22 protein-coding genes are annotated in these 23,302 nt (G+C 65.4%); 5 read left to right on the top strand and 17 right to left on the bottom strand.

All coding sequences use genetic code 11. From position 1 onward, the window contains the following. Nucleotides 1–81: 81 nt before the first annotated feature. The 6 genes from rbsK to corA all read right to left on the bottom strand — a co-directional run bounded on the left by rbsK (nt 82) and on the right by corA (nt 7,502). Nucleotides 82–1,005 carry a ribokinase gene (gene rbsK / locus P0D87_RS31005; protein ID WP_053858158.1) on the bottom strand — a complete coding sequence of 308 codons (924 nt, stop codon included), beginning with the start codon at nt 1,003–1,005 and terminating at the stop codon, nt 82–84. A gap of 60 nt (nt 1,006–1,065) precedes the next feature. Then, complete coding sequence (locus tag P0D87_RS31000; protein WP_006051708.1) at nt 1,066–2,106, bottom strand: LacI family DNA-binding transcriptional regulator; 1,041 nt, start codon at nt 2,104–2,106, stop codon at nt 1,066–1,068. Nucleotides 2,107–2,253: 147 nt separating this feature from the next. Continuing rightward, nucleotides 2,254–3,327, bottom strand: a complete 1,074-nt coding sequence (locus tag P0D87_RS30995) for an ABC transporter permease (protein WP_053858159.1) — start codon at nt 3,325–3,327, stop codon at nt 2,254–2,256. After that, nucleotides 3,324–4,919 carry a sugar ABC transporter ATP-binding protein gene (locus P0D87_RS30990; RefSeq protein WP_006051710.1) on the bottom strand — a complete coding sequence of 532 codons (1,596 nt, stop codon included), beginning with the start codon at nt 4,917–4,919 and terminating at the stop codon, nt 3,324–3,326. Before P0D87_RS30990 ends, P0D87_RS30995 begins: the two co-directional genes overlap by 4 nt. 287 nt (nt 4,920–5,206) lie before the next feature. Further along, a complete protein-coding gene (locus P0D87_RS30985; protein WP_006051711.1) occupies nt 5,207–6,169 on the bottom strand; it encodes a sugar ABC transporter substrate-binding protein in 963 nt (320 codons plus the stop codon). Nucleotides 6,170–6,524: 355 nt separating this feature from the next. Continuing rightward, the gene (gene corA, locus P0D87_RS30980; RefSeq protein ID WP_053858160.1) at nt 6,525–7,502 is read right to left on the bottom strand and encodes a magnesium/cobalt transporter CorA; all 978 of its coding nucleotides are present in this window, start codon (nt 7,500–7,502) and stop codon (nt 6,525–6,527) included. Between the two features lie 265 nt (nt 7,503–7,767). Here corA and P0D87_RS30975 point away from each other — a divergent pair, with 265 nt between their 5' ends. Then, complete coding sequence (locus P0D87_RS30975; RefSeq protein WP_053858161.1) at nt 7,768–8,355, top strand: P-loop nucleotide/nucleoside kinase family protein; 588 nt, start codon at nt 7,768–7,770, stop codon at nt 8,353–8,355. A 70-nt stretch (nt 8,356–8,425) separates the two neighbouring features. Here the strand turns inward: P0D87_RS30975 and P0D87_RS30970 are convergent, their stop codons facing one another. From P0D87_RS30970 to P0D87_RS30960, 3 genes are all read right to left on the bottom strand, one after another. Then, nucleotides 8,426–9,532: a saccharopine dehydrogenase family protein gene (locus P0D87_RS30970; RefSeq protein ID WP_006051714.1), complete on the bottom strand. Its 1,107-nt coding sequence runs from the start codon at nt 9,530–9,532 to the stop codon at nt 8,426–8,428. Between the two features lie 275 nt (nt 9,533–9,807). Next, nucleotides 9,808–10,266: an Lrp/AsnC family transcriptional regulator gene (locus tag P0D87_RS30965; RefSeq protein ID WP_006051715.1), complete on the bottom strand. Its 459-nt coding sequence runs from the start codon at nt 10,264–10,266 to the stop codon at nt 9,808–9,810. A 70-nt stretch (nt 10,267–10,336) separates the two neighbouring features. Beyond that, entirely contained in the window at nt 10,337–11,221 is an 885-nt protein-coding gene (locus tag P0D87_RS30960; protein WP_006051716.1) for a LysR family transcriptional regulator, read from the bottom strand. A 224-nt stretch (nt 11,222–11,445) separates the two neighbouring features. On the opposite strand from P0D87_RS30960, the gene P0D87_RS30955 reads away from it, so the two are divergent. Together P0D87_RS30955 and P0D87_RS30950 are read left to right on the top strand one after the other, a co-directional pair. Next, on the top strand, nt 11,446–11,970 hold the full coding sequence (locus P0D87_RS30955; RefSeq protein WP_006051717.1) for a Spy/CpxP family protein refolding chaperone: 525 nt from the start codon (nt 11,446–11,448) through the stop codon (nt 11,968–11,970). A gap of 243 nt (nt 11,971–12,213) precedes the next feature. Beyond that, nucleotides 12,214–12,651, top strand: a complete 438-nt coding sequence (locus tag P0D87_RS30950) for a PGDYG domain-containing protein (RefSeq protein ID WP_053858162.1) — start codon at nt 12,214–12,216, stop codon at nt 12,649–12,651. Nucleotides 12,652–12,668: 17 nt separating this feature from the next. On the opposite strand, the gene P0D87_RS30945 is transcribed toward P0D87_RS30950, so the two are convergent. The 8 genes from P0D87_RS30945 to P0D87_RS30910 all read right to left on the bottom strand — a co-directional run bounded on the left by P0D87_RS30945 (nt 12,669) and on the right by P0D87_RS30910 (nt 21,064). Continuing rightward, nucleotides 12,669–13,034 carry a DUF3022 domain-containing protein gene (locus P0D87_RS30945; protein WP_029968588.1) on the bottom strand — a complete coding sequence of 122 codons (366 nt, stop codon included), beginning with the start codon at nt 13,032–13,034 and terminating at the stop codon, nt 12,669–12,671. Nucleotides 13,035–13,134: 100 nt separating this feature from the next. Beyond that, nucleotides 13,135–13,995 carry a YhfC family intramembrane metalloprotease gene (locus tag P0D87_RS30940; protein WP_053858163.1) on the bottom strand — a complete coding sequence of 287 codons (861 nt, stop codon included), beginning with the start codon at nt 13,993–13,995 and terminating at the stop codon, nt 13,135–13,137. 180 nt (nt 13,996–14,175) lie between these two features. Beyond that, entirely contained in the window at nt 14,176–15,282 is a 1,107-nt protein-coding gene (locus tag P0D87_RS30935; protein WP_053858164.1) for a LacI family DNA-binding transcriptional regulator, read from the bottom strand. A 109-nt stretch (nt 15,283–15,391) separates the two neighbouring features. Continuing rightward, nucleotides 15,392–16,357 carry a 2-hydroxyacid dehydrogenase gene (locus tag P0D87_RS30930; protein WP_053858165.1) on the bottom strand — a complete coding sequence of 322 codons (966 nt, stop codon included), beginning with the start codon at nt 16,355–16,357 and terminating at the stop codon, nt 15,392–15,394. Nucleotides 16,358–16,361: 4 nt separating this feature from the next. Next, entirely contained in the window at nt 16,362–17,651 is a 1,290-nt protein-coding gene (locus tag P0D87_RS30925) for an MFS transporter (protein WP_053858166.1), read from the bottom strand. A 259-nt stretch (nt 17,652–17,910) separates the two neighbouring features. Next, complete coding sequence (locus P0D87_RS30920) at nt 17,911–18,894, bottom strand: sugar kinase (RefSeq protein WP_053858167.1); 984 nt, start codon at nt 18,892–18,894, stop codon at nt 17,911–17,913. 297 nt (nt 18,895–19,191) lie between these two features. Beyond that, on the bottom strand, nt 19,192–19,965 hold the full coding sequence (locus tag P0D87_RS30915) for a sugar phosphate isomerase/epimerase family protein (RefSeq protein WP_053858168.1): 774 nt from the start codon (nt 19,963–19,965) through the stop codon (nt 19,192–19,194). Nucleotides 19,966–20,152: 187 nt separating this feature from the next. Then, nucleotides 20,153–21,064 carry a LysR family transcriptional regulator gene (locus P0D87_RS30910; protein WP_006051726.1) on the bottom strand — a complete coding sequence of 304 codons (912 nt, stop codon included), beginning with the start codon at nt 21,062–21,064 and terminating at the stop codon, nt 20,153–20,155. Between the two features lie 115 nt (nt 21,065–21,179). Here P0D87_RS30910 and P0D87_RS30905 point away from each other — a divergent pair, with 115 nt between their 5' ends. After that, complete coding sequence (locus P0D87_RS30905; protein WP_053858169.1) at nt 21,180–22,283, top strand: YeiH family protein; 1,104 nt, start codon at nt 21,180–21,182, stop codon at nt 22,281–22,283. Between the two features lie 202 nt (nt 22,284–22,485). Next, nucleotides 22,486–23,223 (top strand): glutathione S-transferase, encoded by a 738-nt coding sequence (locus P0D87_RS30900; RefSeq protein ID WP_053858170.1) that lies wholly within the window; start codon nt 22,486–22,488, stop codon nt 23,221–23,223. Nucleotides 23,224–23,302: the final 79 nt, after the last annotated feature.

The following is a 23,302-nucleotide window of genomic DNA, read 5'->3' as shown; positions in this document are numbered from 1 at the left end:
CTGCGCTGCGCAGCCGAACCCGAGCCTTTGAACTACCAGGAAGAGACCAGGCGAGCGCAGTTCAGCGTCGCCCCCAACAACCTACCCGCCCAACTCCGCCCGCGTCGGAATCGAAGGCTGAGCGCCGGCGCGCGTCACCGACAGCGCCGCGGCGCGCTGCGCGAAGCGGATCGCCGCATCCACGTCCGCGCCTTCCGCAAGCTGCGCGGCGAATCCGCCGATGAACGTGTCGCCGGCCGCCGTCGTATCGACGGCTTCGACCTTCGGCGCGTCGTACAGCACAGGCGCCGCGCCTTCGAGCGCCGCCTGCACGCCGCGCGGGCCGAGCGTCACCAGGACATTGCGCGCGCCCGCCGCGCGCAGCACGGCAGCGGCCGTCGCCGCTTCTTCGGGCGAGCCGACCGGCAAGCCGGTGAGCGTCGCGGCTTCCAGCTCGTTCGGAATCAGATAGTCGATCAGCGGCAGCCACTCGGCGGGCAGCGGCCCGGTGGCCGGCGCCGGGTTCAGAATGACCGTCTTGCCGAGCCGCCGCGCCGCGGCAAGCGCCGCGTGCACCGTGGCGAGCGGCGTTTCGAGCTGGCAGATCACCACGTCGGCCGCAGCGAGCACCGCTTCGTGACGCGCGATCGTCTCAGGCGTCACCTCGCCGTTGCTGCCGGCGACGATCACAATCGCGTTCTGACTCGCATCGTCGACGACGATCAGCGCCACGCCCGTCGCCTCGCGGCCGGTTTCGAGCGCCGCGCAGTCGATGCGTTCCGCCTCGAGCCCCGCGCGCAATTGCGCGCCGTTCGCATCGGCGCCGACGCAGCCGAGCATCGACACCTGCGCGCCGAGCCTCGCTGCGGCCACCGCCTGGTTGCCGCCCTTGCCGCCCGCGACCTGCGCGAAGGTGCGGCCGGCCAGCGTTTCGCCGGGATGCGGCAGACGCGGCGCGCGCGCCACCAGATCCATGTTCAGACTGCCGACCACTGCCACGCGTGAGCGCGTTTCCTTACTGGCCACTCATTTCTCCCGTTCTCCTGCCTTTAACCTGCCGATACGCCGCGCTGCACTCCAGCCCGATCACGCGGCCAGATGACGCTTTCCCGCGCCCGCCCACGTCGCCGTCGATTCGCGCACGATCAGCCGCGGCGACACGACGCGCCTGCGCCCGCCCGGCCGCGCGTTCGCCGACGACTTGCCGGCAATCCGTTCGATCAACGTCTGCGCGGCCATGTCGCCGAGCGCGCGCACCGACTGCCCGACCGTCGACAGCGCCGGATAGGTGAAGCGCCCGAGCTCGATGTCGTCGAAACCGATGATCGAGCAGTCGCGCGGCACGCTGATATTGCGCTCCGCCGCCGCACGCAGTGCGCCGATGCCCATCATGTCGTTGCAGGCGAAGATCGCCGACGGCTTCACGGTATCGAACAGTTGCGCCGCCGCGCGATGGCCGCCGGTGCCCGAAAAATCGCTTTCGACGATCGCGTCCGGCGGAATCTCGATGCCGCGCTCGCTCATCGCGCGAATGAAGCCGTGCACGCGCATCGCGCTCACCGCCGTGTCGACCGGCCCGCTAATGCAGCCGATCCGCACGTGCCCGAGTTCCAGCAGATGACGCGTGGCGAGATACGCGCCCTTCTCGTGATCGATCTGCACGAGGTCCGCGTTCACGCCTTCAATATTGCGGTCGACGATCACAAGCGGCTCGCGAGCGTCGGCAAGCGTCTGCGCGAGGACCGCGTCGTCGCCGGCGGACGCGACGATCAGCCCGTCGATGCGCTTTTCCTGCAGCACACGCAGATAGTTGCGCTGCTTCGCCGGGTCGTCGTCGGAATTGCAGAAAAACACGCAGTAGCCGTTGCGGGAGCAACCGTCCTCGATGCCGCGCGCCAGTTCCGCGAAATACGGGTTGGTGCTGTTCGGCACCACGAGTCCGATGGTCGCGGTGGCGCGCGCCTTCAGCGAACGGGCCACCGCCGAGGGCACATAGTGAAGCTGGCGGATGGCGAGCTCGACCTTCGCGCGCACGTCGGCCGACACCGGCCGCGAGTTGTTCACGACGTGCGATACCGTCGTGAAGGACACGCCCGCCACGGCTGCTACATCCTTGATCGTCGCCATAACCTGTTGCTCTCCCGCCTGTTTTTCCCGCCAGTCAGACTTTGCGCCGACCCCGGGACGTCCTCATCGAACACGCCGTACTCATGAATTCTTACGCTTTACCGCAAATCGCCCTTCTGGCACCCGCCACACGTTACGCTGAACATGTCAGGCGCGTTTGCGGCGGCTGCGATACGTATCCAGCACCACCGCCACCACGATCACCGCGCCAGTGATCATCCGCTTGGTCGGCTCGTTCGCGCCGATCTGTGCGAGGCCGGCCGCCAGCACCGAAATGATCAACACGCCAAAAAACGTACTGATGACCGAACCGCGCCCGCCCATCAGACTCGTGCCGCCGATCACCACGGCCGCGATCACCTGCAGTTCCATGCCGACGCCCGCGTTCGGGTCAGCCGCTTCCAGCCGCGAAATCTGGAACAGCGACGCAAGGCCCGCGAGCGCGCCCATCAACGCGAACACGATCACCTTGTACGGCCGCGGATTGACGCCCGCGAGCCGCACGGCTTCCTCGTTCGTGCCGATGCCGACCAGGTAGCGGCCGAACACCGTGCGCGTGAGCACCAGTTGCGCGATGATCATCACCGCCACCGCGATCAGGAAGGCCGGCGAGATGCCGACCGCGATCGGGTTCGACAGAAAATCGAACGCATCGCCGATATAGGCGGTGCGCGAATTCGTCATCTGATACGCGAGGCCGCGCGCCGCTTCGAGCACGCCGAGCGACACGATGAACGACGGGATCCGCCAGCCGACCGTGACCGCGCCGGTGACCGTGCCGGTCAGCGCGGCGGCTGCGACGCCGAGCAGTGCGGACGGCAGCGGGCCCCAGCCCCACTTCAGCGCGGCCACGCTCACCACCGACGCGCCAAGCGCAAGCACCGACCCGACCGACAGATCGATGCCGGCGATGATCAGCACGAACGTCATGCCGACCGACATCACCACCAGATCCGGAATCTGGTTGGCGATCGTGCTGAACGTGTCGTACGTCAGAAAGTGCGAACTCAGCAGCGAGAACAGCACGATCATGGCGAGCAGCGCACCGGCGAGGCCGAGGTAGTTCGAAAAGCCGAGCCGGGTGCCCGCGGGTTTGCCGCTCGCGAGCGGCGCCGACGGATCGGCCGGCGGCGCGGCGCTTGCATTCGCATTCGCGGCGGCCTTGCTCCCATCTGCGCCGTGTTTCGCGCCCGGCGCGTCGCGCAACGATTGATCGGTCATGACAAACTCCCTGCTTCATTGGCGTCGAGGTCGTGCAACAGCGCTTCGCGGCCGCGATAGCCGGCGAAAGCGGCGGCCAGCAACGCGTCTTGCGACCACGTGCCGCGCTCGAACACACCGGTCAGGCTTCCCGCCGACATCACGCCGATCCGGTCGCAGATCAGCATCAGTTCGCGCAGATCGCTCGACACCACGACGAGCGCGCGCCCTTCACGAGCCAGCGCGCCCATCAAGCCATAAATATCGAACTTCGCGCCGACGTCGATGCCGCGCGTGGGTTCGTCGAATAACAGCACGCGGCAATCGCGCGCGAGCCAGCGGCCGATCACGACCTTCTGCTGATTGCCGCCCGACAGCTCGCCGACAATCTGCGCCGGGCCGGAGCTGCGAATCCGCATCGCGTCCATCTGCTTTTTCGCCAGCGCGTTCTCGCGCTTCGCATCGACGATGCCGTGCCGCGCCACGCTGCCGATGTTGCCGAGCGACACGTTCGCCGCGATCGGTTGCGGCAGCAGCAGGCCCTCGCCTTTGCGGTCTTCGGTGATGAGCGCGATGCCCGCGCGCACCGCGTCCGACGGCGAATCGATCCTGACCGGCGCAGGCGGTGCGCCGGGCGTCGGAGCCAGCGCCACCGTGCCGCCGTCTTTCGGGTCGGCGCCGTAAATCAGCCGCATCAACTCCGTTCGGCCCGCGCCGATCAGCCCGCTGATGCCGAAGATTTCGCCCGCGCGGACTTCGAACGACACGTCGCGGACCACCTTGCCGCGCGAAAGCCGCTCGACGCGCAAGAGCGGCGCGCCGATCTTGCGCACGCCGAGATCGATCTGCTCGCCAAGCTCGCGGCCGACCATCCACGTGACGATTTCGTCGCTCGTCAGATTGGCCATTGCGTCGACGTGCACGAGGCGGCCGTCGCGCAGCACCGCGATCTGCCCGGCGACTCGCGCCAGTTCCTCGAGCCGGTGCGAGATATAGACGAGCGCGACGCCGCGCGCCTTCAGGCGCTCGATCTGCTCGAACAGCAGATCGACTTCGCGCGCGGTCAGCATCGCGGTCGGCTCGTCGAGAATCAGCACGCGGCAGTCGTCGATCAGATTGCGCGCGATCTCCACCATCTGCTGATGACCGATGCCAAGCTCGCCGACGAGCGTATCGGGGTCGATCGCGTCGAGCCCGACTTGCGCCATCGCGTGACGCGCGTCCTCGCGCAGTTTGCGGCGGTCGATCCAGCCGAAGCTGAACGCGCCCGCGCGCGGCAAGCGGTTCAGGAACAGATTCTCGGCCACCGACAACGTCGGCAGCAGATTCAGCTCCTGCATCACCATGCGCACGCCGAGCGCCTCGGCTTCGGTGCGGCTCGCCGGCGCATACGGTTTGCCGGCAAGCTGCATGGTGCCGGCGGTCGGCTCGACGAGTCCGCCGATGATCTTGGACAGCGTGCTCTTGCCGGCGCCGTTCTCGCCGGTGAGCGCCAATACCTCGCCGGCGCGCAGCGACAAAGACACGTCGGCGAGCACCGGTTCGGCGTAGGTCTTGCCGATGCCGCTGACGGACAGCACGGCAGGCAAGGCGTCGTGGTCGGTTGAATCCATCGCGATCCTGTTTCGCGGCGCGAGGCGCGTCTCACACGATCTGCTCGGGCGAGACGGCGCCGGGCGCCGCGCGGTCAATGCCGGCCCAATGCGCGGAATGCGCAGGCGCTCTGGCCGCGCTCCCTCTCGCCGCACGGCCGCCGTCATGACGCTTACCTCTGAATTAACGGCGGCACGGCGGGTTTCTTGAGCGGCTATTGAGCGTTCATTGAATAGTAGGCGCGGATTTGCGTACTGATGCGGCGCGAATCCGCGCGCCCTGCTAGTCGGTCATGCGCTGGCGGCGCTTATTTCGTCACCAGGTCGCACGGCGTTTCCACCACGCCCGACAACTGCGACTGCTTCTTGTGCTCGCTCAACGCTTTCAGCGCGGTGTCGATGCCGAACACGGCCTGCTTCGCGGCGTACTGGTCGGCGGTGGCGAGCACGCGGCCGTCCTTCAGCATCGGCTTGATCGCATTGATGTTGTCGTAGCCGACCACCATCACCTTGCCCTGCTTGCCTGCCGCGCGGATCGCGGAAACCGCGCCGATCGCCATGTTGTCGTTGCCCGCGAGCAGCGCCTTCAGGTTCGGGTACTCGTTGAGCATCGCGGAAGCGACCGCGTTGCCCTTGTCGATTTCCCATTCGCCCGACTGCACGGATACCACCTTGGCGCCGACCGCCTGCATCGCGTCCTTGAAGCCGGCCGTGCGCTGCTGCGCATTGGTCGTGGTCGACACGCCTTCGAGGATGCCGACCTCGTCGCCCGCCTTCAGCTTCTTCGCGAGATAGTCGCCGACCTTCTGCGCGCCCTTGCGGTTATCCGGTCCGACGAAGGGCACGTTCAGGTCTTTCGACTTGAGCACGTCCGGGTCGAGCCGGTTGTCGATATTCACGACGATGATGCCCGCGTCCACCGCTTTCTTCACGACCGGCACGAGCGCCTTCGAGTCGGCCGGCGCCAGCACGATCGCGTCGACCTTCGAGACGATCATCTGTTCGACGATGCGGATCTGGTTCGCCGTATCGGTCTCGTCCTTGATGCCGTTCGTGATCAGGTCGAACTGCGACGGGTTGTGCTTCTGATAGTCCTTCGCGCCGTTTTCCATCGTGAGAAAGAACTCGTTGGCGAGCGACTTCATGACGAGCGCGACTTTCGGCTTATGAGCGGGCGCCGTCTGGGCATAGGCGGCGGAAAACGGCAAGGCGGTGCTGGCGGTGGCGAGGATTGCGGCCGCCACGATGCGGCGGCGAATGCGATTGCTCATGCATATCTCCTGGGTTTGTCAGGCTCTGTCGAACCGTATTTTTAATTACGCGCAAACGTTTGCGGGACTCATTCTCAGCGCATCGCGGCCAAACTGTCAACGATCCGAAGTGTTGCAGTGCATCGGCGCGCAAAAAATGCGGCGCGTCGGGGCGGCTCGCAAAAGCGCTCGACGGCCGGGCGCCGAAACGCCTCGCAGACGGTCCGGCAGACGATGGTTGGCAATGGGTCCTCGCTTGGGTCCGCGTGTGACGGTGTTGCCGTCGGCTGCAATCTCCGCCGCCGACGGGCCGCCTATGCTGGACTTTTATTGCGCCGCGTGCAAGCGGGGCCGGCGCGCAAGCGCGGCCTCGCGCTCAGAGCCAGCCGGCCTTGCGAAAACGCCAGTAGAGGATGAGGTCGACGGTGAGCATGATCCCCAGGCAGAGCGGATAGCCGTAGCGGAAATGCAGTTCCGGTATGTTCTGAAAATTCATGCCGTAGATGCCGGCGATCATCGTCGGCACCGCGAACAGCGCGGCGAACGAACCGAGCCGCTTGGTCACTTCGTTCTCCGCGAGCGAAATCATGCCGAGGTTCACCTGTACCGCGGTCACGACCATTTCGCGCCGTCCGTCGATGATCCGCACGATCCGCTCAAGGTGGTCGTACACGTCGCGAAAGTAAGCCTGCATGCCTTCGCAGACGCTCGGAATGCGCCCGCCCGTGAGCTTGCTGATCGCTTCCTGCAGCGGCGCGATGTGATGCTGAAGAATCACGAGGCGCCGCTTCAGCGAATACAGATCCTGAATGATCGCGCGCGATGCCGCCGAATTGTTGCGCTCGAAAATGCGGTCTTCGATCGCTTCGATCTCGGTGTTCACCGCGTCGATGATCGGGAAATAACGGTCGACGATGTCATCCGCAAGCGCATACAGCACGAACGCGGAGCCTGCCTTCAGCAACTGCGGCTCGCGCTCGCAGCGCGCCCGCACGTTCTGAAAACCCGCGCGCGTGCCGCGCCGCACCGACAGCACATAGTTCGCTCCGACGAATACGTCGACCTCGCCGAGCAGCAGTTCGCCGTCCTCGTCCATCTCGACAGTGTGCATGACCGCGAACAGCGACTCGCCGTACTCCTCGATCTTCGGCCGTTGATGACCGTTTTGCGCGTCTTCGATTGCGAGGTCGTGCAGACCGAACTCGTGCTTCATCACCGCGAGCTCGCCCGGGCCCGGATCTTTCAACGCGACCCACACGAAACACTCGGGCCGCGCGACGTAGTCGCTGATGCTATCGATGTCGATGTCTGCCAGCTTCCGGCCGTCCTGATAGGCGGCGCAATTGATCAGCATGTTGGTTACCCTGAAAGCGGAACAGAGCGGGCTGCATCGCGGCACGCGTGCATACAAGCCCCTCTGCATGAATGGAATAAGTAACCGTCATGTTAAGGGCTGCGGGCTGCACTCATGTATCGATTTGTTAAAGGCCCTGGCGCTTGCGCGCCTCTGCGTTCTTCTTCATGATCGTTGCAAAGGACGACAGTAAGGAGACTGCAATGTGGTATTCGATCTCGATGCCTGCCATTGCCGCGGCGGTTCGGATGGAGGACAGCTTGTCGTGAGCCGCCTCGTTTTTATTTGCGGTCATGCGGGCACCGGCAAGACGACGCTCGCAAAAATGCTGATCGGCAGGTTGATGAAAGCAACCGGTTCGCCGTTCTGTCTGCTCGACAAGGACACGCTGTACGGCGGCTATAGCGCCGCCGCGATGGGCATGCTGACAGGCGACCCGAACGATCGCGACAGCCCGCTGTTCCTTGAGCATCTGCGCGAGCCGGAGTATCGCGGGCTCATCGACACCGCGCGCGATAATCTCGAACTCGGCGTGAGCGCACTGGTGGTCGGGCCGCTGTCACGCGAAGTCCGCGAGCGGCGGCTTTTCGATCGCGCGTGGCTCGGCGTCGGCGACGATGTCAGCGTGCGCGTGGCGTGGGTGCATGTGTCGGAAGAGACGGCGCAGCAGCGAATCGTGGCGCGCGCCAATCCGAACGACGCGTACAAACTCGCTCACTGGGACGAGTACCGTCAGCGGCGCTTCGTGCCGGCCGGCGACATGTGCAACGATCTGCTGATGTTCGATAACACCGCGCCGAGCGAGGCCGATCACGAGGCGCTGCTCGCGCGTATTCTCGGCGAGCCGCAGTAAACGAAAAAACGCGCGAAAACGCCCCACGTATGGGGCGTTTGCGCTTCCAGCTTCTATCGAAGATGGTTCGTCAAACCGTCGCGAGTGTTTGCAGCGAGTCCAGAGTTTGCCCTTCATAAAGCTGGCCGAAGCGGTTGCCGAGGAAGTCGCGCAGCGACACCTGCTCCTGACGCACGAAGCCGCGTTGCGGCAGCTTCTTTTCGCGGAACAGATCGAGCACCGCGCACATCGCGCCGGCCGTCGTGATCTGGATCGCGCTCATCGGCACGCCGCAGACCGTCTTCGCGAAGATCTTGCGGGTAAACACTTCCTGCACCAGTTGCCCGTCGCGCATGCCGCTCACGGTGATGAACACGAGCACCACGTCTTGCGCGGTCGACGGCACCGAGCGGCGCATGATGCTCTTGAGCGTATCGCGGTCGCTGGAAAGACGCAGGTCTTCGAGCAGGAACTGCATCAGATTGCGGTGGCCGGGATAGCGCACCGACTTGTAATCGAGCGATTCGACGCGGCCCGACAGCGTTTCGCAGAGCGTACCCAAACCGCCCGATGTATTGAACGCTTCGTACTCGGTGCCGTCGAGCGAAAAATGTTCGAGGCCTTCGAGCGGCTGCACCCACTGCGTGCGGCTATCGCGAATCGCTTCGCACGGCTGGCAATATTCGTTGATGAGGCCGTCGACGCTCCACGTCAGGTTGTACTTCAGCGCATTGGTCGGGAATTGCGGCAGCGCGCCGACCCGCATCTTCACGTCGCGAATCTCCGTGAAGCGGTTCGCGAGTTCGTGCGCGGCAATGCCGATGAAGCCCGGCGCGAGACCGCATTGCGGCATGAATGCGTGGTCGGCGTCGTCGGCGATCGCGCGGATTGCGTGGGTCGCGCGCACGTCTTCGGTCAAGTCGAAGTAATGCACGCCTGCGCCCTTGGCGGCTGCGGCCACGTTTACCGCGAGGTAATACGGCAGCGCATTGACGAGCGCATCGAAGCCATGAATCGCGGCGCGCAGTGCGGCGGCATCGGCGGAATCCACGCGGCGGGTCGCAATGCCTTGCGCGGCGAGTTTGTCGAGCGCGGGCTGATCGCGGTCGAATGCGACGACGTCATAGTCGCCGGTTTCGCGCAGCATATGCGCAATGGTGTGACCGATCAGACCTGCACCAACGATGGCAACTTTCATGTTCTTCTCCTTTGTCGATCGGAGCGGCGCGTGAGCACCTCGTCCGGTTCATTTCGTGCGCTGTCTCCAGCTTCAGGTGCGCCGCGATCGAGCGCGGCGCGCGGCGGGCTGAACCCTCGAACGACAGTGTAGGGAGAAGCAAAACCAGTTCATACGCGCAAAATGCTGCGTAATGACCATCAACTTCGACGTTTTGACGAGCCACGCCGACGAAACGTCAGGAACGCGTCAAAAGCGCCATAAAAGAGCATCAACAAACGTCGGCAAGGTGCGCCTCACACCATGCCGCGATCGATCTTGCGCGCGAGAATGATCGAGGTCGTGGTCCGCTCCACGCCCTCGAGTCCGCCGATCTGGTCGAGCAGATCGTTCAGACGATCGGGCGAATCCGCACGCAGCCAGGCGACGTAGTCGAATTCGCCGCTCACCGCGCATAGCAGTTGCACCTCGGGCATCTTGCCGAGGCGCTTTTGCACAGCGGGCCCATGCTTCGGCGCGATGATGATCCCCACATACGCATAGATGCTCGAATCGAGCACGTCCTGGCCGAGCCGCACGCTGTAGCCCGCGATCACGTTGCTGCGCTCGAGCCGCGCGATTCTGGCGATCACGGTGGTACGCGCAACGCCGAGCTGGCGCGCGAGATTGGCGACGCTTTCTCGCGCGTTTGCCTGCAGCAGCGCCACGAGGTTGCGGTCGAGATCGTCGAGTTGGTCGAGGCGCGGAGGTCTCATCGGAGAAGGAAGAAGAAGTGGTCGGAGTGGTGCGGATTATCGCGCGTCTTCAGTGCCATGCGGCGCGTCTTCAAACGCCGAAGCGCTCGATCACGAAGTCGATGAAACTGGTCAGCTTGGGCGTGGCGCGGCGGTCGCGCGGATAGACGAGATGCACGGGCGCGCCTTGCGGCAGATGCTCTTCCAGCACCGACACCAGTTCTCCGCTCTCGATCTCGCGTGCGAGCAGCGCCTCCGGTTGCAGCACGAGGCCGAAGCCGCGCAATGCGGCGACCTTGAGCGCCTGACCGTTGTTGGCGCGAAAACGTCCTGCGCGGAGCGGGTTTTCCGTTGCGCTTTCGCCGCCGAGCCGCCATGTCCCCTCGCGGCCCCAATGCAGGAAACCGAGACATTCGTGATGCGCGAGATCGGCCGGCGTGCGCGGAATGCCCGCGCGCGCAAGGTACGCCGGCGACGCGCACGCGCGCATGCGATACGGCTTCAATGGCCGCGCGACAAAACTCGAATCCGGCAGATGGCCGATGCGCACGGCCGCGTCGAAGCCCTCTTCGACGAGATCCCTCATGCGGTTCGACAGGTCGAGTTCGAGCGTGACGTCGGGCCATGCGCTCAGATAATCGGTCATCGCCGAAGAGAAGACTTCGACGCCGTAGGTGAGCGGCACCGTCACCTTCAGCACGCCGCGCGGCGCGGCGGCCATCGCTTCGGCGAGCGACTCGGCGTCCTTCACGTCCGCGAGAATGCGCCGGCACTGCTCGTAGTATTGCCGGCCGATCTCGGTCAGGCTTTGACGGCGCGTGGTGCGCGTGAGCAGCCGCGTGCCGAGCCGCGTCTCGAGCGAACGGATGTGTTTGCCCACCATCGCCGACGAAATGTCGAAGCGCTCCGCTGCCGCCGTGAGGCTTCCCGCCTCCACCACGGCCACGAAAATCTCCATGCTGACGAATTTATCCACCCGCTATTTCCTGTTCGTTTCGGTTGTAAGCGTTTGTCGCACAAGAGCCGCATTGTAGGGATATCGTGATACTAATAGCGGCGACCGTAAGGATCGAGCGATCCGCATCATGACGCCTGGCGAGTTATCCAGCGCTATGTCACGTTATGCCGCGCCATGACGCGGAACGCTCGCCGCACGCACTGGTCCAATCGTCCCAATTCGAATAGACATCAGGAGTTTCGATGAAAAAAGCACTGGTCTTGCTGGCCTCCGCAGTCGCGATGAGCGGCGCATTCGCACAACAAGCCTCGGCGCCGGCAGCGGCGCCCTCGGGCACGGCCGCGTCCGCGCCCGCCGCGAAAGCTGGGCATGAGCGCAATGTCGAAGACCGCATCGCCTATCTGCATTCGCAACTGAAGATCACGCCCGAGCAGGAGCCGCAATGGAAAGCATTCGCCGACGTAATGCGCGGCAACGGCCAGACGATGGGCGAACTGTTCAAGGAACGCCGCGCCGCGACAAACCTGTCCGCGCTCGACGACATGAAGCAGTATGCGACCATCGCGCAGGCCCATGCGGACGGCGTGAAGAAACTGGTGGACGCATTCGATCCGCTCTACAACAGCTTCTCGCCGGAACAGAAGAAGCTCGCCGATACGACGTTCCATCGCGAAGGCGGTGCTGAGGGCGGGCGTCGTCATCACGGCAAGGGCAAGAGCGGCAAAGCGGCGCCGGCTCCGGCGAGCGATGCGACGGTGAAGCCTTAACGGATTGCAGGCGCGGTGCGTGATGCAAGCGGCGCGGTTCGAAGCTAGACGCCGTTTGTTCTGAGTGCCGCGCCCGCTTCGCGATGTGCGCCGGATTGCATCACGTCGAATCGGATCGCATCGCGTCCCGCACGTCGCACCGCAAAAGAAGCGCTCCGTAAGATGCGTCTGGCATGATGCGAGTCCGCGCTCGATCACATCGAGATCGCGGCGCCGCCGTCAACACACCTTCTGCCCCGCTTCATGAACCACCTGAAAAATCTCGACCTGAGCCAGGACCCCGCCGCCCGGCGTGTCGTCAAGGACGAAACGGTCAACGTCGAATTCGCCGCCACGCAAGGCGAACTGATGAGTCTCGAAGGCCCGAACCGCTATCTGCCAGGCGACGCGCTGATCACCGGCTCGACCGGCGACCGCTGGGTCGTGTCGCGTGAACGCTTCGACGCGAAGTATGTTCCCGCCGATGCCGCGCTCACGCACGGCGAGCCCGGCGCCTATCGCAACCGCCCGGCCGTCGTGCTCGCGAAACAGATGCACGAAGCGTTTTCGCTGGCCCGCTCGGCGAACGGCGGCGACGTGCTGCGCGGCGCGGCCGGCGACTGGATCATGCAGTACGCGCCCGGCGATTACGGCGTCGTGCAGGCCGCGCGCTTCGCAAAGGTCTACCGTCTCGCGGACTAAAGCACGTCACGCGCGCGTTACGCAAATTCGTCGCCGAGATCCACGGTGACTTCGCGCGGCACCGCTTCGCCATTCGCATACTGTTCCTCGAGCGAGCCGATGCTCGCCTCGACATACGCGCGCAACACCGCGAAGCTGCGGCCGCGCAAGCGCGCAGGCAGCGCGCGATAACGCGCGAGCGCCGCCGGCGCGATCTGCACCGTCATCACGATGCGTCGCGCGGTCGCGCCGAAGCGCATCGCGACCCAGTGAATCGCCAGCGTGGGCGTGCCGTCTTCGGCGGCACGCTGGATGAACTGCGTCTGCTCGGGAAAGAGATCGCTGATGACGCGCGCCAATTCCTCGAACTCGGGATTCGCGCAGTCGTATTGGTAAGCTTCCATGGATGTGCCGAAGGTCATAGGCTGCGGTGGACGGCCGTCGATTGTAAAGCAGCGGCTATCGAGGCCGCTGCGGCGCATCGGCCGCAGCGACGCCATCATCCTAGCGAGGCAGTTCCGTCACAGCGTCCGCGACGGGACGCCGCAACGTCTTGAACAGCAATCCCACGACGACGACCGCTGCGAGCGCATAGACCGCATCGACCGCGGCAAGCGGCACGAGCTGCGCCTGGAACAGCGCGGCGGGCACGTCGACGAGCGCATGCAGCGCGATCGCGAGCGGCAGGATGCCGCGCCAGCCGGCGCGCAGCCCGCGCCACATCAGCACCGACAAACCGATCTGGAAGACGAGCGCCGCGATCCGTTCGAGCGCGAAAATGCCGGCTGTTTGCGGCGTCAGACTCGCGAGTATCAGATGGATGCGCATCAACGATTCGGTCGGCAGATTGCTCAGATAGCTGTCGAGCTGGCCGCGGTTTTCGAACACGGCGAACAGAATCCATTGAACCTGCACCATTACGCCGACGAGCCACGCTTCCGCGCCGCCATGACCGAGTCCGTACGCGAGCGCGGTGCCGTCGTCGGTGCGCGGGGTTTGTTGCGCGGGCGCGGGCGTTGCAGACGCACTTGCCGAAGCACTTGCAGACGCACGCTTAATCAGCAGGCGCATGCCGATGAACCGCCCCACTTCCTCGCAGATTCCGGCGGCCAGCGCGCCATACACGACGAAGGCCAGCGGATGCGACAGGAACGTCGCGGTCGCCTCGTTCCGATGCAGCACATAATCGTTCAGCGCGCGCTCGATGACCATCGCGAACAGCGCGAATATGGCGATGCCGGCGATCGCCGGGCGCGGCTTCAGCGCAAGCGGCCGGCGCAGGCGGCGGTAAATGACAAACGGCAAAGCGGCGACGACAAGCGTCGCGAGCGCGAGGCTCGACAGAGTGAGCGGTGCAACGACCATGAGTTTCCTTGCGATGACCGGCGCGCACCCGCTGCGCGCCGCAGCCCGAATGATCGCAGATCGGCGGGAAACGGGCGGCGAAGTTCGCGGGGATGGGGGTGCGGCGGGCGGCGGGGGCGAATGACGTCGCGCGGTGCCGCTGCAGTGCCGCTGCAGTGCCGCTCAGATCGCGTGAGCCTGTCAGCTCGCCGTCGATGCCCGCACGATCAACTCCCCCGGCAGCAGACAATCGCGCGCCGTGGTCTGCACGCCCTCGATCCGCTCATGCAGAAACTCGACCGCGCGATAGCCGATGTCATAGGTCGGCTGGCGAATCGTCGTGATGCCGGTCAGTTCGGCCCACTCGGGGTCGTCGATGGAAAGCAGTGCGACGCGTGTCTGCCAGGCGTCGCCGTAACGCGCCTTCAGATGCAGCGCGAGCCGCAGCGCGACCGGCGCATTCGCCGCGAACACCGCGATGCGCGCGGGGGTGCCTATTCTGCCTGCGCGTTGATGCGCGGTGTCGATGGCCCGATCCAGTTCCGCGAGGCCGTGTTCTGTTTGCGCGGCGTCGGCGAGATTGAGCACGAGCGTATGACCTTGCGCAGCGCTTGCATCAGCATCAGCATCGGCATGGGCATCCGCATCCGCATGTGCCCGCATCGCGTCCCGAAACGCCGCCTCGCGCAGCCGCCGGGAGCTGACCTGCTCGAACGGCTGCACGACGAACCATATTTCCCGAAAGCCTCTGTCCAGCAGATGCCGCGTGCCCAGTTCCGCCGCCGCGCGATTGTCGAGTCCGACGATGTCGGCGGCGAGGCCTTCGACGGAACGATCGACGAGCACCGCCGGAATCCCGCCGCCGCCCACCGGCCGCAGCGTTTCCTCGCGCACGCCGAGCGCATTGACGATCACGCCTTCGACGCGATACGTGGTGAGCAGTTGCAGATAGCGCCGCTCCATCTCCACTTCGTTCGCCGCGTGGCAGATGAGCGGCATCAGGCCGAGCGCGTGGCATGCGGCCTCGACGCCTTGCAGCACTTCGACGGTATAAGGATTCGTGAGGTCGGCGAGCAGCATGCCGATCAGCCGGTTGCGGCCGCGCTTCAGGCCGCGCGCCATCTGATTCGGCTGATAGTCGAGCCGCTCGATCGCCGCCTCGATGCGTGCGCGCAGTTCCGGCGACAACACGCTCATCTCGCCGTTCAGATAGCGCGAAATGCTGGTCTTGCCGGTGCCGGCTTCGCGCGCGACGTCGGTGATCGTCGCGCGGCGCGGCGCGCCTTGAGATGTGGGCGTGGCACTCATCGCGTGCTCGCGCTCGCTGCCATGCGAGGCCCCATGCAACTCAAGGTGCAACGCAAGATGCGTCGCTTAACGAACGAGCCGGCCGCCGAACGCTTCATCGCGACTGCCGTCACCGTTGCAATACTTCGCGATTGACGATGTTCGTCGTCAGCGTACCGGCGAGCGCGGCGACGAGGTTTTCGGCGGCATTGCGCGCCATCGCATGACGCGTCTCGTGCGTCGCCGAGCCGATGTGCGGCAGCGCGACCACGTTCGCCATCTGCAAGAGCGGCGAGTCGGCGGGCAACGGTTCCTTCTCGAACACGTCGAGACCCGCGCCGTGAATCGTGCCGTTTCGCAGCGCCTCGATCAGCGCGCTTTCGTCGACGATCGCGCCGCGCGACGCGTTGATGAGGACCGCGCTTTTCTTCATCGACGCGAGTTCTTTTGCGCCGATCATGTGCCGCGTTTCTTCCGTGAGCGGCACTTGCAGACAGACGAAATCGGCAGTGGCGAGCAGTTCGGCCAACTCGACGCGGCGCGCGCCGTAAGCCGCTTCGGCCTCGGGGTTCGCGCTGCGGTTCGTATAGAGCACCTGCATGTTGAAACCGAGCGCCGCACGCCGCGCGACCGCGCCGCCAATGCGTCCCAGGCCGACGATGCCAAGCGTCTTGCCCTGCACGTCGACGCCGAATAGCGCGGGCCCGATGCTGTGCTGCCATTGCCCCGCCTTCACCCACGCGGCAAGCTCGACCACCCGGCGCGCGGACGCGAGGATCAGCGAGAACACCGTGTCCGCGGTGGATTCGGTCAGCACGTCCGGCGTGTGCGCGAGCACGATGCCGCGTCGCGTGAGATCGGCGACGTCGAACTGATCGAAGCCGACGGAGATCGTCGAGAGCGCTTTCAAGCGCGTCGCGCCCTCGAGCATGGCCGGCGTGATCTTCACGCTCGCGCCGATGCCGCCGTCGGCCTCGCGCAACGCGGCGACGAATGCATCATGGCGGGCCGGGTCGACCTGCACCACTTCGACATGTTGTTGCAGATACGCAAGCACATCTTCAGGCAACGGCTTCCACGCGACGATCTTCTTCATCAGCTTATTTTCCTTGCAACGGTGTAGCGAGCTTGTGCCGCGGCGCTGCCGCCTGCTGTTGCGGCTTCACGATCAGCGTGAGGATGACCGCGGCGATCAGCGCGACACTCATGAACGCGTACGATGCCGCGGGCGATCCGGTTGCGCCGTTCAGATAGCCGACCACATACGAGCCGACGAACGAACCGAGCGCGCCCATGCTGTTGATCAGCGCCATCGCGCCGCCGGCGACGTTCTTCGGCAGCAGTTCCGGCACGATGGCGAAGAACGGACCGTACGGCGCGTACATCGCGGCGCCGGCAATCACGAGCGCGGCATACGAGAGCCAGAAATGCGTGGAGCCGAGCGCATACGATGCCGCGAACGCGACCGCGCCGATCAGCAGGAACGGCCACACGAACACTTTACGGCGGTTGAGTTTATCCGATGCCCACGACGCCGCCAGCATCGCGATGGTCGCGGCGAGATACGGCAGCGCCGACAGCCAGCCGGTTTCGACCATGCCGAGCGTCGAGCCGTTCTTCAAAATGGACGGCAGCCACAGCACGAAACCATACACGCCGATGCTCCAGCAGAAGTACTGCGCACACAGCTTGATCACCGCCGACGAGCGGAACGCCTCGGCGTAATTGCGCACCGGCTTGATCGCGGCCTGCTCGGCGCGCAGCGTTTCGGCGAGCGTGTCCTTCTCCTGCTGCGTGAGCCACGACACCTGCTGCGGCTTGTCCTGCACGATGAACCACCAGCACACGGCCCACAGAATCGCGGGCACGCCCTCGGCGATGAACATATGGCGCCAGCCGAACGAGTGCACCAGATAACCGGACACGACCGACATCCACAACACCGTCACCGGATTGCCGAGAATCAGGAACGTGTTGGCGCGCGAGCGCTCGTTCTTCGTGAACCAGTTGCTGATGAAGATCAGCATCGCCGGCATCACCGCGGCCTCGACGACGCCGAGCACGAAGCGGATCACCATCAGCGACGGAATATTGCTGACCATGCCGGTCAACGCCGCGCAGCCGCCCCAGAGAACCAGGCTCCAGAACACGAGTTTCTTGACGCTGCGGCGCTCGGCGTAAATCGCGCCGGGAATCTGGAAGAAGAAATAACCGAGGAAGAACAGCGCGCCGATCAGCGACGACAATCCCTTGCTGATGCCCAGGTCCTGGTTGATGCCGGCGGCCGCCGCGAAACCGTAGTTCGCGCGGTCGAGATAAGCGAGGCTGTAGGTGATGAATACGATCGGCATGATCGTCCACCAGCGGCGGATCGCGAGAGATGAAGTCATGGGGTGTCTCCTTTTACGGCTTCCCGAAACAATGATGGACGGAGCTGGTGCGGCGCTTGTCGAGCGCTCTTGCTGTTATCGGTGCGCGGCTCGCGCCGTGCTTTGCTGGATCTGTCTTCGTTGCGCGCGGCGCTTCGATGCGTGTGCTTGCCGTTTCGATGCATGCGTGTGCCGCTGGCTGCCGGTGCGTGCGCGCGCTCGCCAGTGCGCGCCGCCTCTGCCGCCGAGGCGCCTGCGCCACGTTCGCCGCGCCTGCGCGTCATGCCGCATGCGCGACGCTCGCCGCATCATCGCGTTCGAGCGCATCGAGTTCGGCGCGGCTCGGCAAGCCTTCCGAATCGCCGATCACCTGAATCGCCAGCGCGCCGATACGGTTGCCGCGCGCGACCGCCTGGGGCAGCGTCTTGCCTTCCAGCAGCGCACTGATCACGCCGACGGCGAAGCCGTCGCCCGCGCCGACCGTATCCACGACGTTCGCGACCGGCTGGCCGGCGATCATCGCGGCATCGTCGGCGGTGCGGAAGTACGCGCCCTCGGCGCCGAGCTTGACGATCACGCCGCGCGCGCCCCGCTCCAGATAAAAGCTGGCGATGTCCTCGGGCTGCGTGTAGCCGGTCAGAATCTCGCCCTCGCCGATGCCAGGCAGCACCCAGTCCGCCAGCGCGGCCAGGGAGTTCAAGCCTTCGACCATCGCGGCGCGCGACGGCCACAGCGTCGGGCGCAGGTTGGGATCGAACGAAATGGTCTTTCCGGCTGCGCGCATCTCACGTGCCAGATGAAACGCGAGTTCGCGCGAGCTCTCCGAGATTGCCGGCGCGACGCCGGTCAGATGCAGATGACGCGCGGGCAACACGTAGTCCGCCACGTAATCCGCGACCGACAGGTGACTCGCCGCCGAGCCGCGGCGGAAATATTCGACGGCGGGATCGCTGCCGTCGTCGTTCTTCGACTTGAGCTGGAAGCCGGTCGGATAGCGCTCGTCCGTGGTCACGCAGCGCTGGTCGATGCCTTCTCTCGTCAACGTGTCGCGCACGTACTGGCCGAATGAATCGTTGCCGACGCGGCTCATCCAGCCGACCCTGAAGCCTAGCCGCGCAAGGCCGATCGCCACGTTCAGGTCGGCGCCCGCGATGCGTTTCGTGAACTGGCCGACGCCCGCCAGCGGGCCGGTTTCGGCGGCCACGAACATGGCCATGGCTTCGCCGTAGGTGATGATGTCCAGTGCTGCGGGCGGGTTGGTCATGCGTTGCTCCTGCTTGTGCGTCGGGCTTGTGGTGCGGTGGTGCGGTTGCTGCGGTTGGTGCCTTGGTGCCTTGGTGCCTTGGTGCCTTGGTGCCTTGGTGCCTTGGTGCCTTGGTGCCTTGGTGCCTTGGTGCTGTTGCTGCTGTTGCTTCTGTTGTTATGTCTTGTTTGCTGCTCGTTCTCTCAGGTTCTGGCTCTCGGCTTTCGGCTGTCGGCTTTTCGCTTTCGGCTCTTGGCTGCTCGCTCTCGGCCGCTGACTCTAGGCTGCTGACTCTCGGGCCTCAGTCCTCGCCACCGCCTACGCTGCGGCCAACCAGGCGACGCGCCGCGTGGCGTCGTCGTCGATGCAGGCGGGATCGAGCGGAAACTCGATCCCGCGCGGCACGCGGCGCGGCAGCCGGTCCAGCACGGCGGCGAAGCGCGCATCGTCGGCAGCCGGCGCGGCCGCAAAACGCCGCGCGCCCTCGCCCGCCGCGATCTTGCAATGCACGTACTCGACGTAAGGCGCGAGCGCCACAGCGGCGTCGAGCGCGGGCACGCCGCACCACGCCCAGTTGCCGACGTCGAACGTCATGCCGAGCAGATCCGCGTGACCTTCGCGCTGCAGTCCGTCGAACAGGCCGACGAACTGATGCAGCGAACCACCCTGCGTCAGTTGCCCGTTTTCGACGACGAGCCGAACGTTCGCGCCGTGCAATTGCGCGGCGATCGCGTCGCCGTGCGCGCGGTCCGCGAAGCCGCCGAGTTGCAGTTTGACGAAGCGCGCGCCGAGGGCCGTCGCTTCATCCACTGCGCGCCGCAGCGCGGCCGCGTCGAGCTGACCGCCTTCGGCGTACAGCGACGCCGGTGTCGAGTACACCGACCACAGGCCCAGCTCCGCAATCTGCTTGCCCAGTACCGCGAGGCACGCCGGCTCCGCGTCGGCTTCGTCGCCGAACAGCTCGCGACGCACTTCGAAACCGGTCGCCCGGGCGCGCCGGCTCGCCTCCGCCCACTTGCGATGACCCGCCGTGCGCACCGCGTCGGCGCCGAAAGCGCTGGCAACAATCGCTACTTCCACTGCATCCGTCATGTCGTCACTACCGTGTGTTTCGTCCCGCTTCCATCTATGGAACCGGTTCCAAAGGCGGATTTCAAAAAAGCGCCGAAGCGCTTGCGATAGGCGAATAGTGCGCTTGGGTTCGTGTCGGAGACCATAGTGGAAATCCCCAGGCGGGGCTGTGGGCTGTGTTGGCACGGCGCGCCGCAGCGCTCGGTGTCTACGCCCCATCCTCCAGACACAACGCCAAAAACCGCTTGACCGCACGCGACGGCGCGCTCGCGTGCGGCACGACAATCGACAGCCGCCGCGTCAGCGGCTCGGGGCTCAGCGAGAACACGCGCAGCGCGCCGTTTTCGTGCCGCATCGACATTGCCGAGACGAAGCCGATGCCCATGCCCGCCCGCACCGCTTCCTTGACGCCTTCGACGCCGGCAATTTCCAGCGCCACGCGCATCGGCACGCCCGCGCGGGCAAACGCACGCTCGACGACTTGCCGCACGCCCGAGCCCGCCTCGCGCACGATCAGCGGCTCCGCGCCGAGCGCGGCAAGGTCAAGCCCGGCATTTGCCGCATTTGCCGCGTCTGCTCCCATCCCCTCCGCGAGCCGATGCGTGCGCGGCATGATCGCCACGATCTCGTCCTCGCGCCACGCGTGCACGGCCGTATCCGGCGGCAGGTCGGTGCCGACCGGCCCCTCGATCAGCGCGATGTCGACCGAGCCGAGCGCGCCGACGATGTCGGTCGTATTGCCGTCGGCGGTATGCAGCGTCACGTCCGGATACTGCCGATGAAAATCCGCGATCAGATAAGGCAGCAGATAACTGGCGGGCGTGGTGGTGGCGCCGATCCGCAGCGTGCCGTGTTCGAGGCCGCGCAGCGCGTCGCGGTACGCATGCGCCTGGCGCCAGGTGTCGCGCAGCCGCGCGGCGTACTGCGCGAGTTGCTCGCCCGCCGGCGTCAGACGCACGCCGCGCCCGTCGCGCTGATAAAGCGGCTCGCCGAATTCATCCTGAAGCTGACGCAGTTGCCCCGACACCGCCGGCTGCGACAAATGCAGAGCCAGCGCGGCGCGGCTGATGTTCAGATGTTCGGCGACGGCGGCAAACGTTATAAGCTGATCAGGGGTCATGGCAACGAACTATCGGCAAAGCGGATAGTTTCCATTCTAAATCACGATTTTTCATATTCATATATCTAACTTAGGATTAGACCCATCGACTCCAGTCAGTCCAAAGGCTGCACCCATGACCACCGCCCGCCTCACCGCCGCCACCGCCGAAGCGTCATCCGCCCGCGGCCAGCTCAACGGCATTCTGTTCGTCGCCCTGTTCGCCGCCGCCGTCACGCGCATCGCCCAGATCCCTGCGATTGCGGGGCTGGGGCTGAGCCCGCTGATCGTCGGTATCGTCGCCGGCGCGATTTACGGCAACGCGCTGCGCGACGGCATGCCGGCAAGCTGGGCGGCCGGCGTAAATTTTTCCGCGCGCAAGCTGCTGCGCATCGCCGTCGCGTTCTTCGGCCTGCGCGTGAGCCTTCAGGAAATCGCCCAGGTCGGTTTGCCGGGCCTCGCCGAATCGGTGTTGATCGTCGTGAGCACGCTCGTAATCGGCACGTGGGCCGGCATGAAAATCATGAAGCTCGACCGCGACACCGCGCTGCTCACCGCTGCGGGCAGCGCGATCTGCGGTGCCGCGGCCGTGCTCGCCTTCGAGTCGACGCTGCAATCCAAGCCGCACAAAAGCGCGATGGCGGTGGGCAGCGTCGTGCTGTTCGGCACGCTCTCCATGTTCCTCTACCCGGTTCTCTTCAAGGCGGGCTGGCTGCATCTCGACACGACGGGCGCCGGACTCTTTTTTGGCGGCACGATTCACGAGGTCGCGCAGGTGGTCGGCGCGGCGAGCAACGTAAGCCCGGAAGCGACGCATATCGCCACCATCGTCAAGATGACTCGCGTGATGCTGCTCGTGCCGGTGCTGCTCGTGGTCGGCTTGTGGGTCAACCGTGCGGCGCGCCGCGACGTTGACGCATCGTCTGCCAGCTCGCAACAAGGCGCTTCGGTTCAACAGCGTCGTCCGGGCAAGCTCGCGATTCCCTGGTTCGCGCTCGGCTTCCTCGCGTTCGTCGTGATCAACTCGCTGCACGTGCTGCCGCAAGCCGCCACCAGCACGCTCAACACGCTCGACACCTTCGCGTTGACCATGGCCATGACCGCGCTCGGCATCGAAACGCGCATTTCGCAAATCCGCGAGGCAGGTCCGCGTGCGCTGACCACGGGCTTCATCCTGTACGTGTGGCTGATTGCGGGCGGACTGGGTATCACATGGGCTGTCCAGCACTTCTTCGGCTAAGCCGCACTTCACCCGAACACACCCCGCCGCGTGCGGGGTTTCGTGCGTCTGGGAAAGCATCCGGCCGCGCCGCGCGGCATACTGGCTGGCGTGCGAGAAACGCGAAGAACGCAAACGACGCAAAACAGCATCGCCAGCGCCCGCAGCAGCAAGCGCGACGCGTTCCGCACACCCTTCCCGCAACCCGAATGAGGACAGATCGATGAGCCTGGAACTCTACTATTGGGACGGCCTGCAAGGCCGTGGCGAATTTGTGAGGCTCGCGCTGGAAGAAGCCGGCGCGGACTATGTCGAAGTGGCGCGCGGCGAGCCGTCCGAAGGTCTCGGCACCGGCGCGATGATGGCGGTCATGAAAAGCAGGGACGAGCCCTATCCGCCGTTCGCTCCGCCGTTTCTGAAAGACGGCGACCTGGTGATCGCGCAGACCGCGAACATCCTCTTTTATCTCGGACTGCGCCTGAATCTCGCGCCGTCCGTGGAAAGCTTGCGCTACGTCGCAAACGGCCTGCAATTGACTATCGCCGACGTGGTGACCGAAGCCCACGACACGCATCACCCGCTCGCGGCCAGCCTCTATTACGAAGACCAGAAAGACGCCGCGAAAACGCGCGCGCATGACTTCATCGACAACCGGATTCCGAAGTTCATGAAGTATTTCGAGCGCGTGCTGAAACAGAATCCGGCCGGCGACACCTTCATGGTCGGCGACTCGCTCACCTACGTCGATCTCTCGATGTTCCAGTTGATCGACGGATTGCTTTACGCGTTCCCGCGCGCGCTGAAGCGCTTCGGCGAGCAGTATCCGCGGCTCGCCGCCTTGCATGCCGCGGTGATGGAGCGGCCGAATATCGCCGCCTATCTGCAGTCCGAGCGCCGCATTGAACATAACGAGGCGTGCATCTTCAGGCACTATCCCGAACTCGACAAGGCGGCGGCTTGAGCCGCGCCGCCCTTCCCCGTTCACGTCCGGCAGCGGGCCCCCGGGGGGCCGCCGGGGGGCGGGGGGTTACGGGGGGGCG

This window comes from Paraburkholderia sp. RL17-368-BIF-A, from assembly GCF_046054045.1.
GTDB lineage: Bacteria > Pseudomonadota > Gammaproteobacteria > Burkholderiales > Burkholderiaceae > Paraburkholderia > Paraburkholderia graminis.
This window is presented reverse-complemented; position numbering and strand designations above follow the sequence as displayed.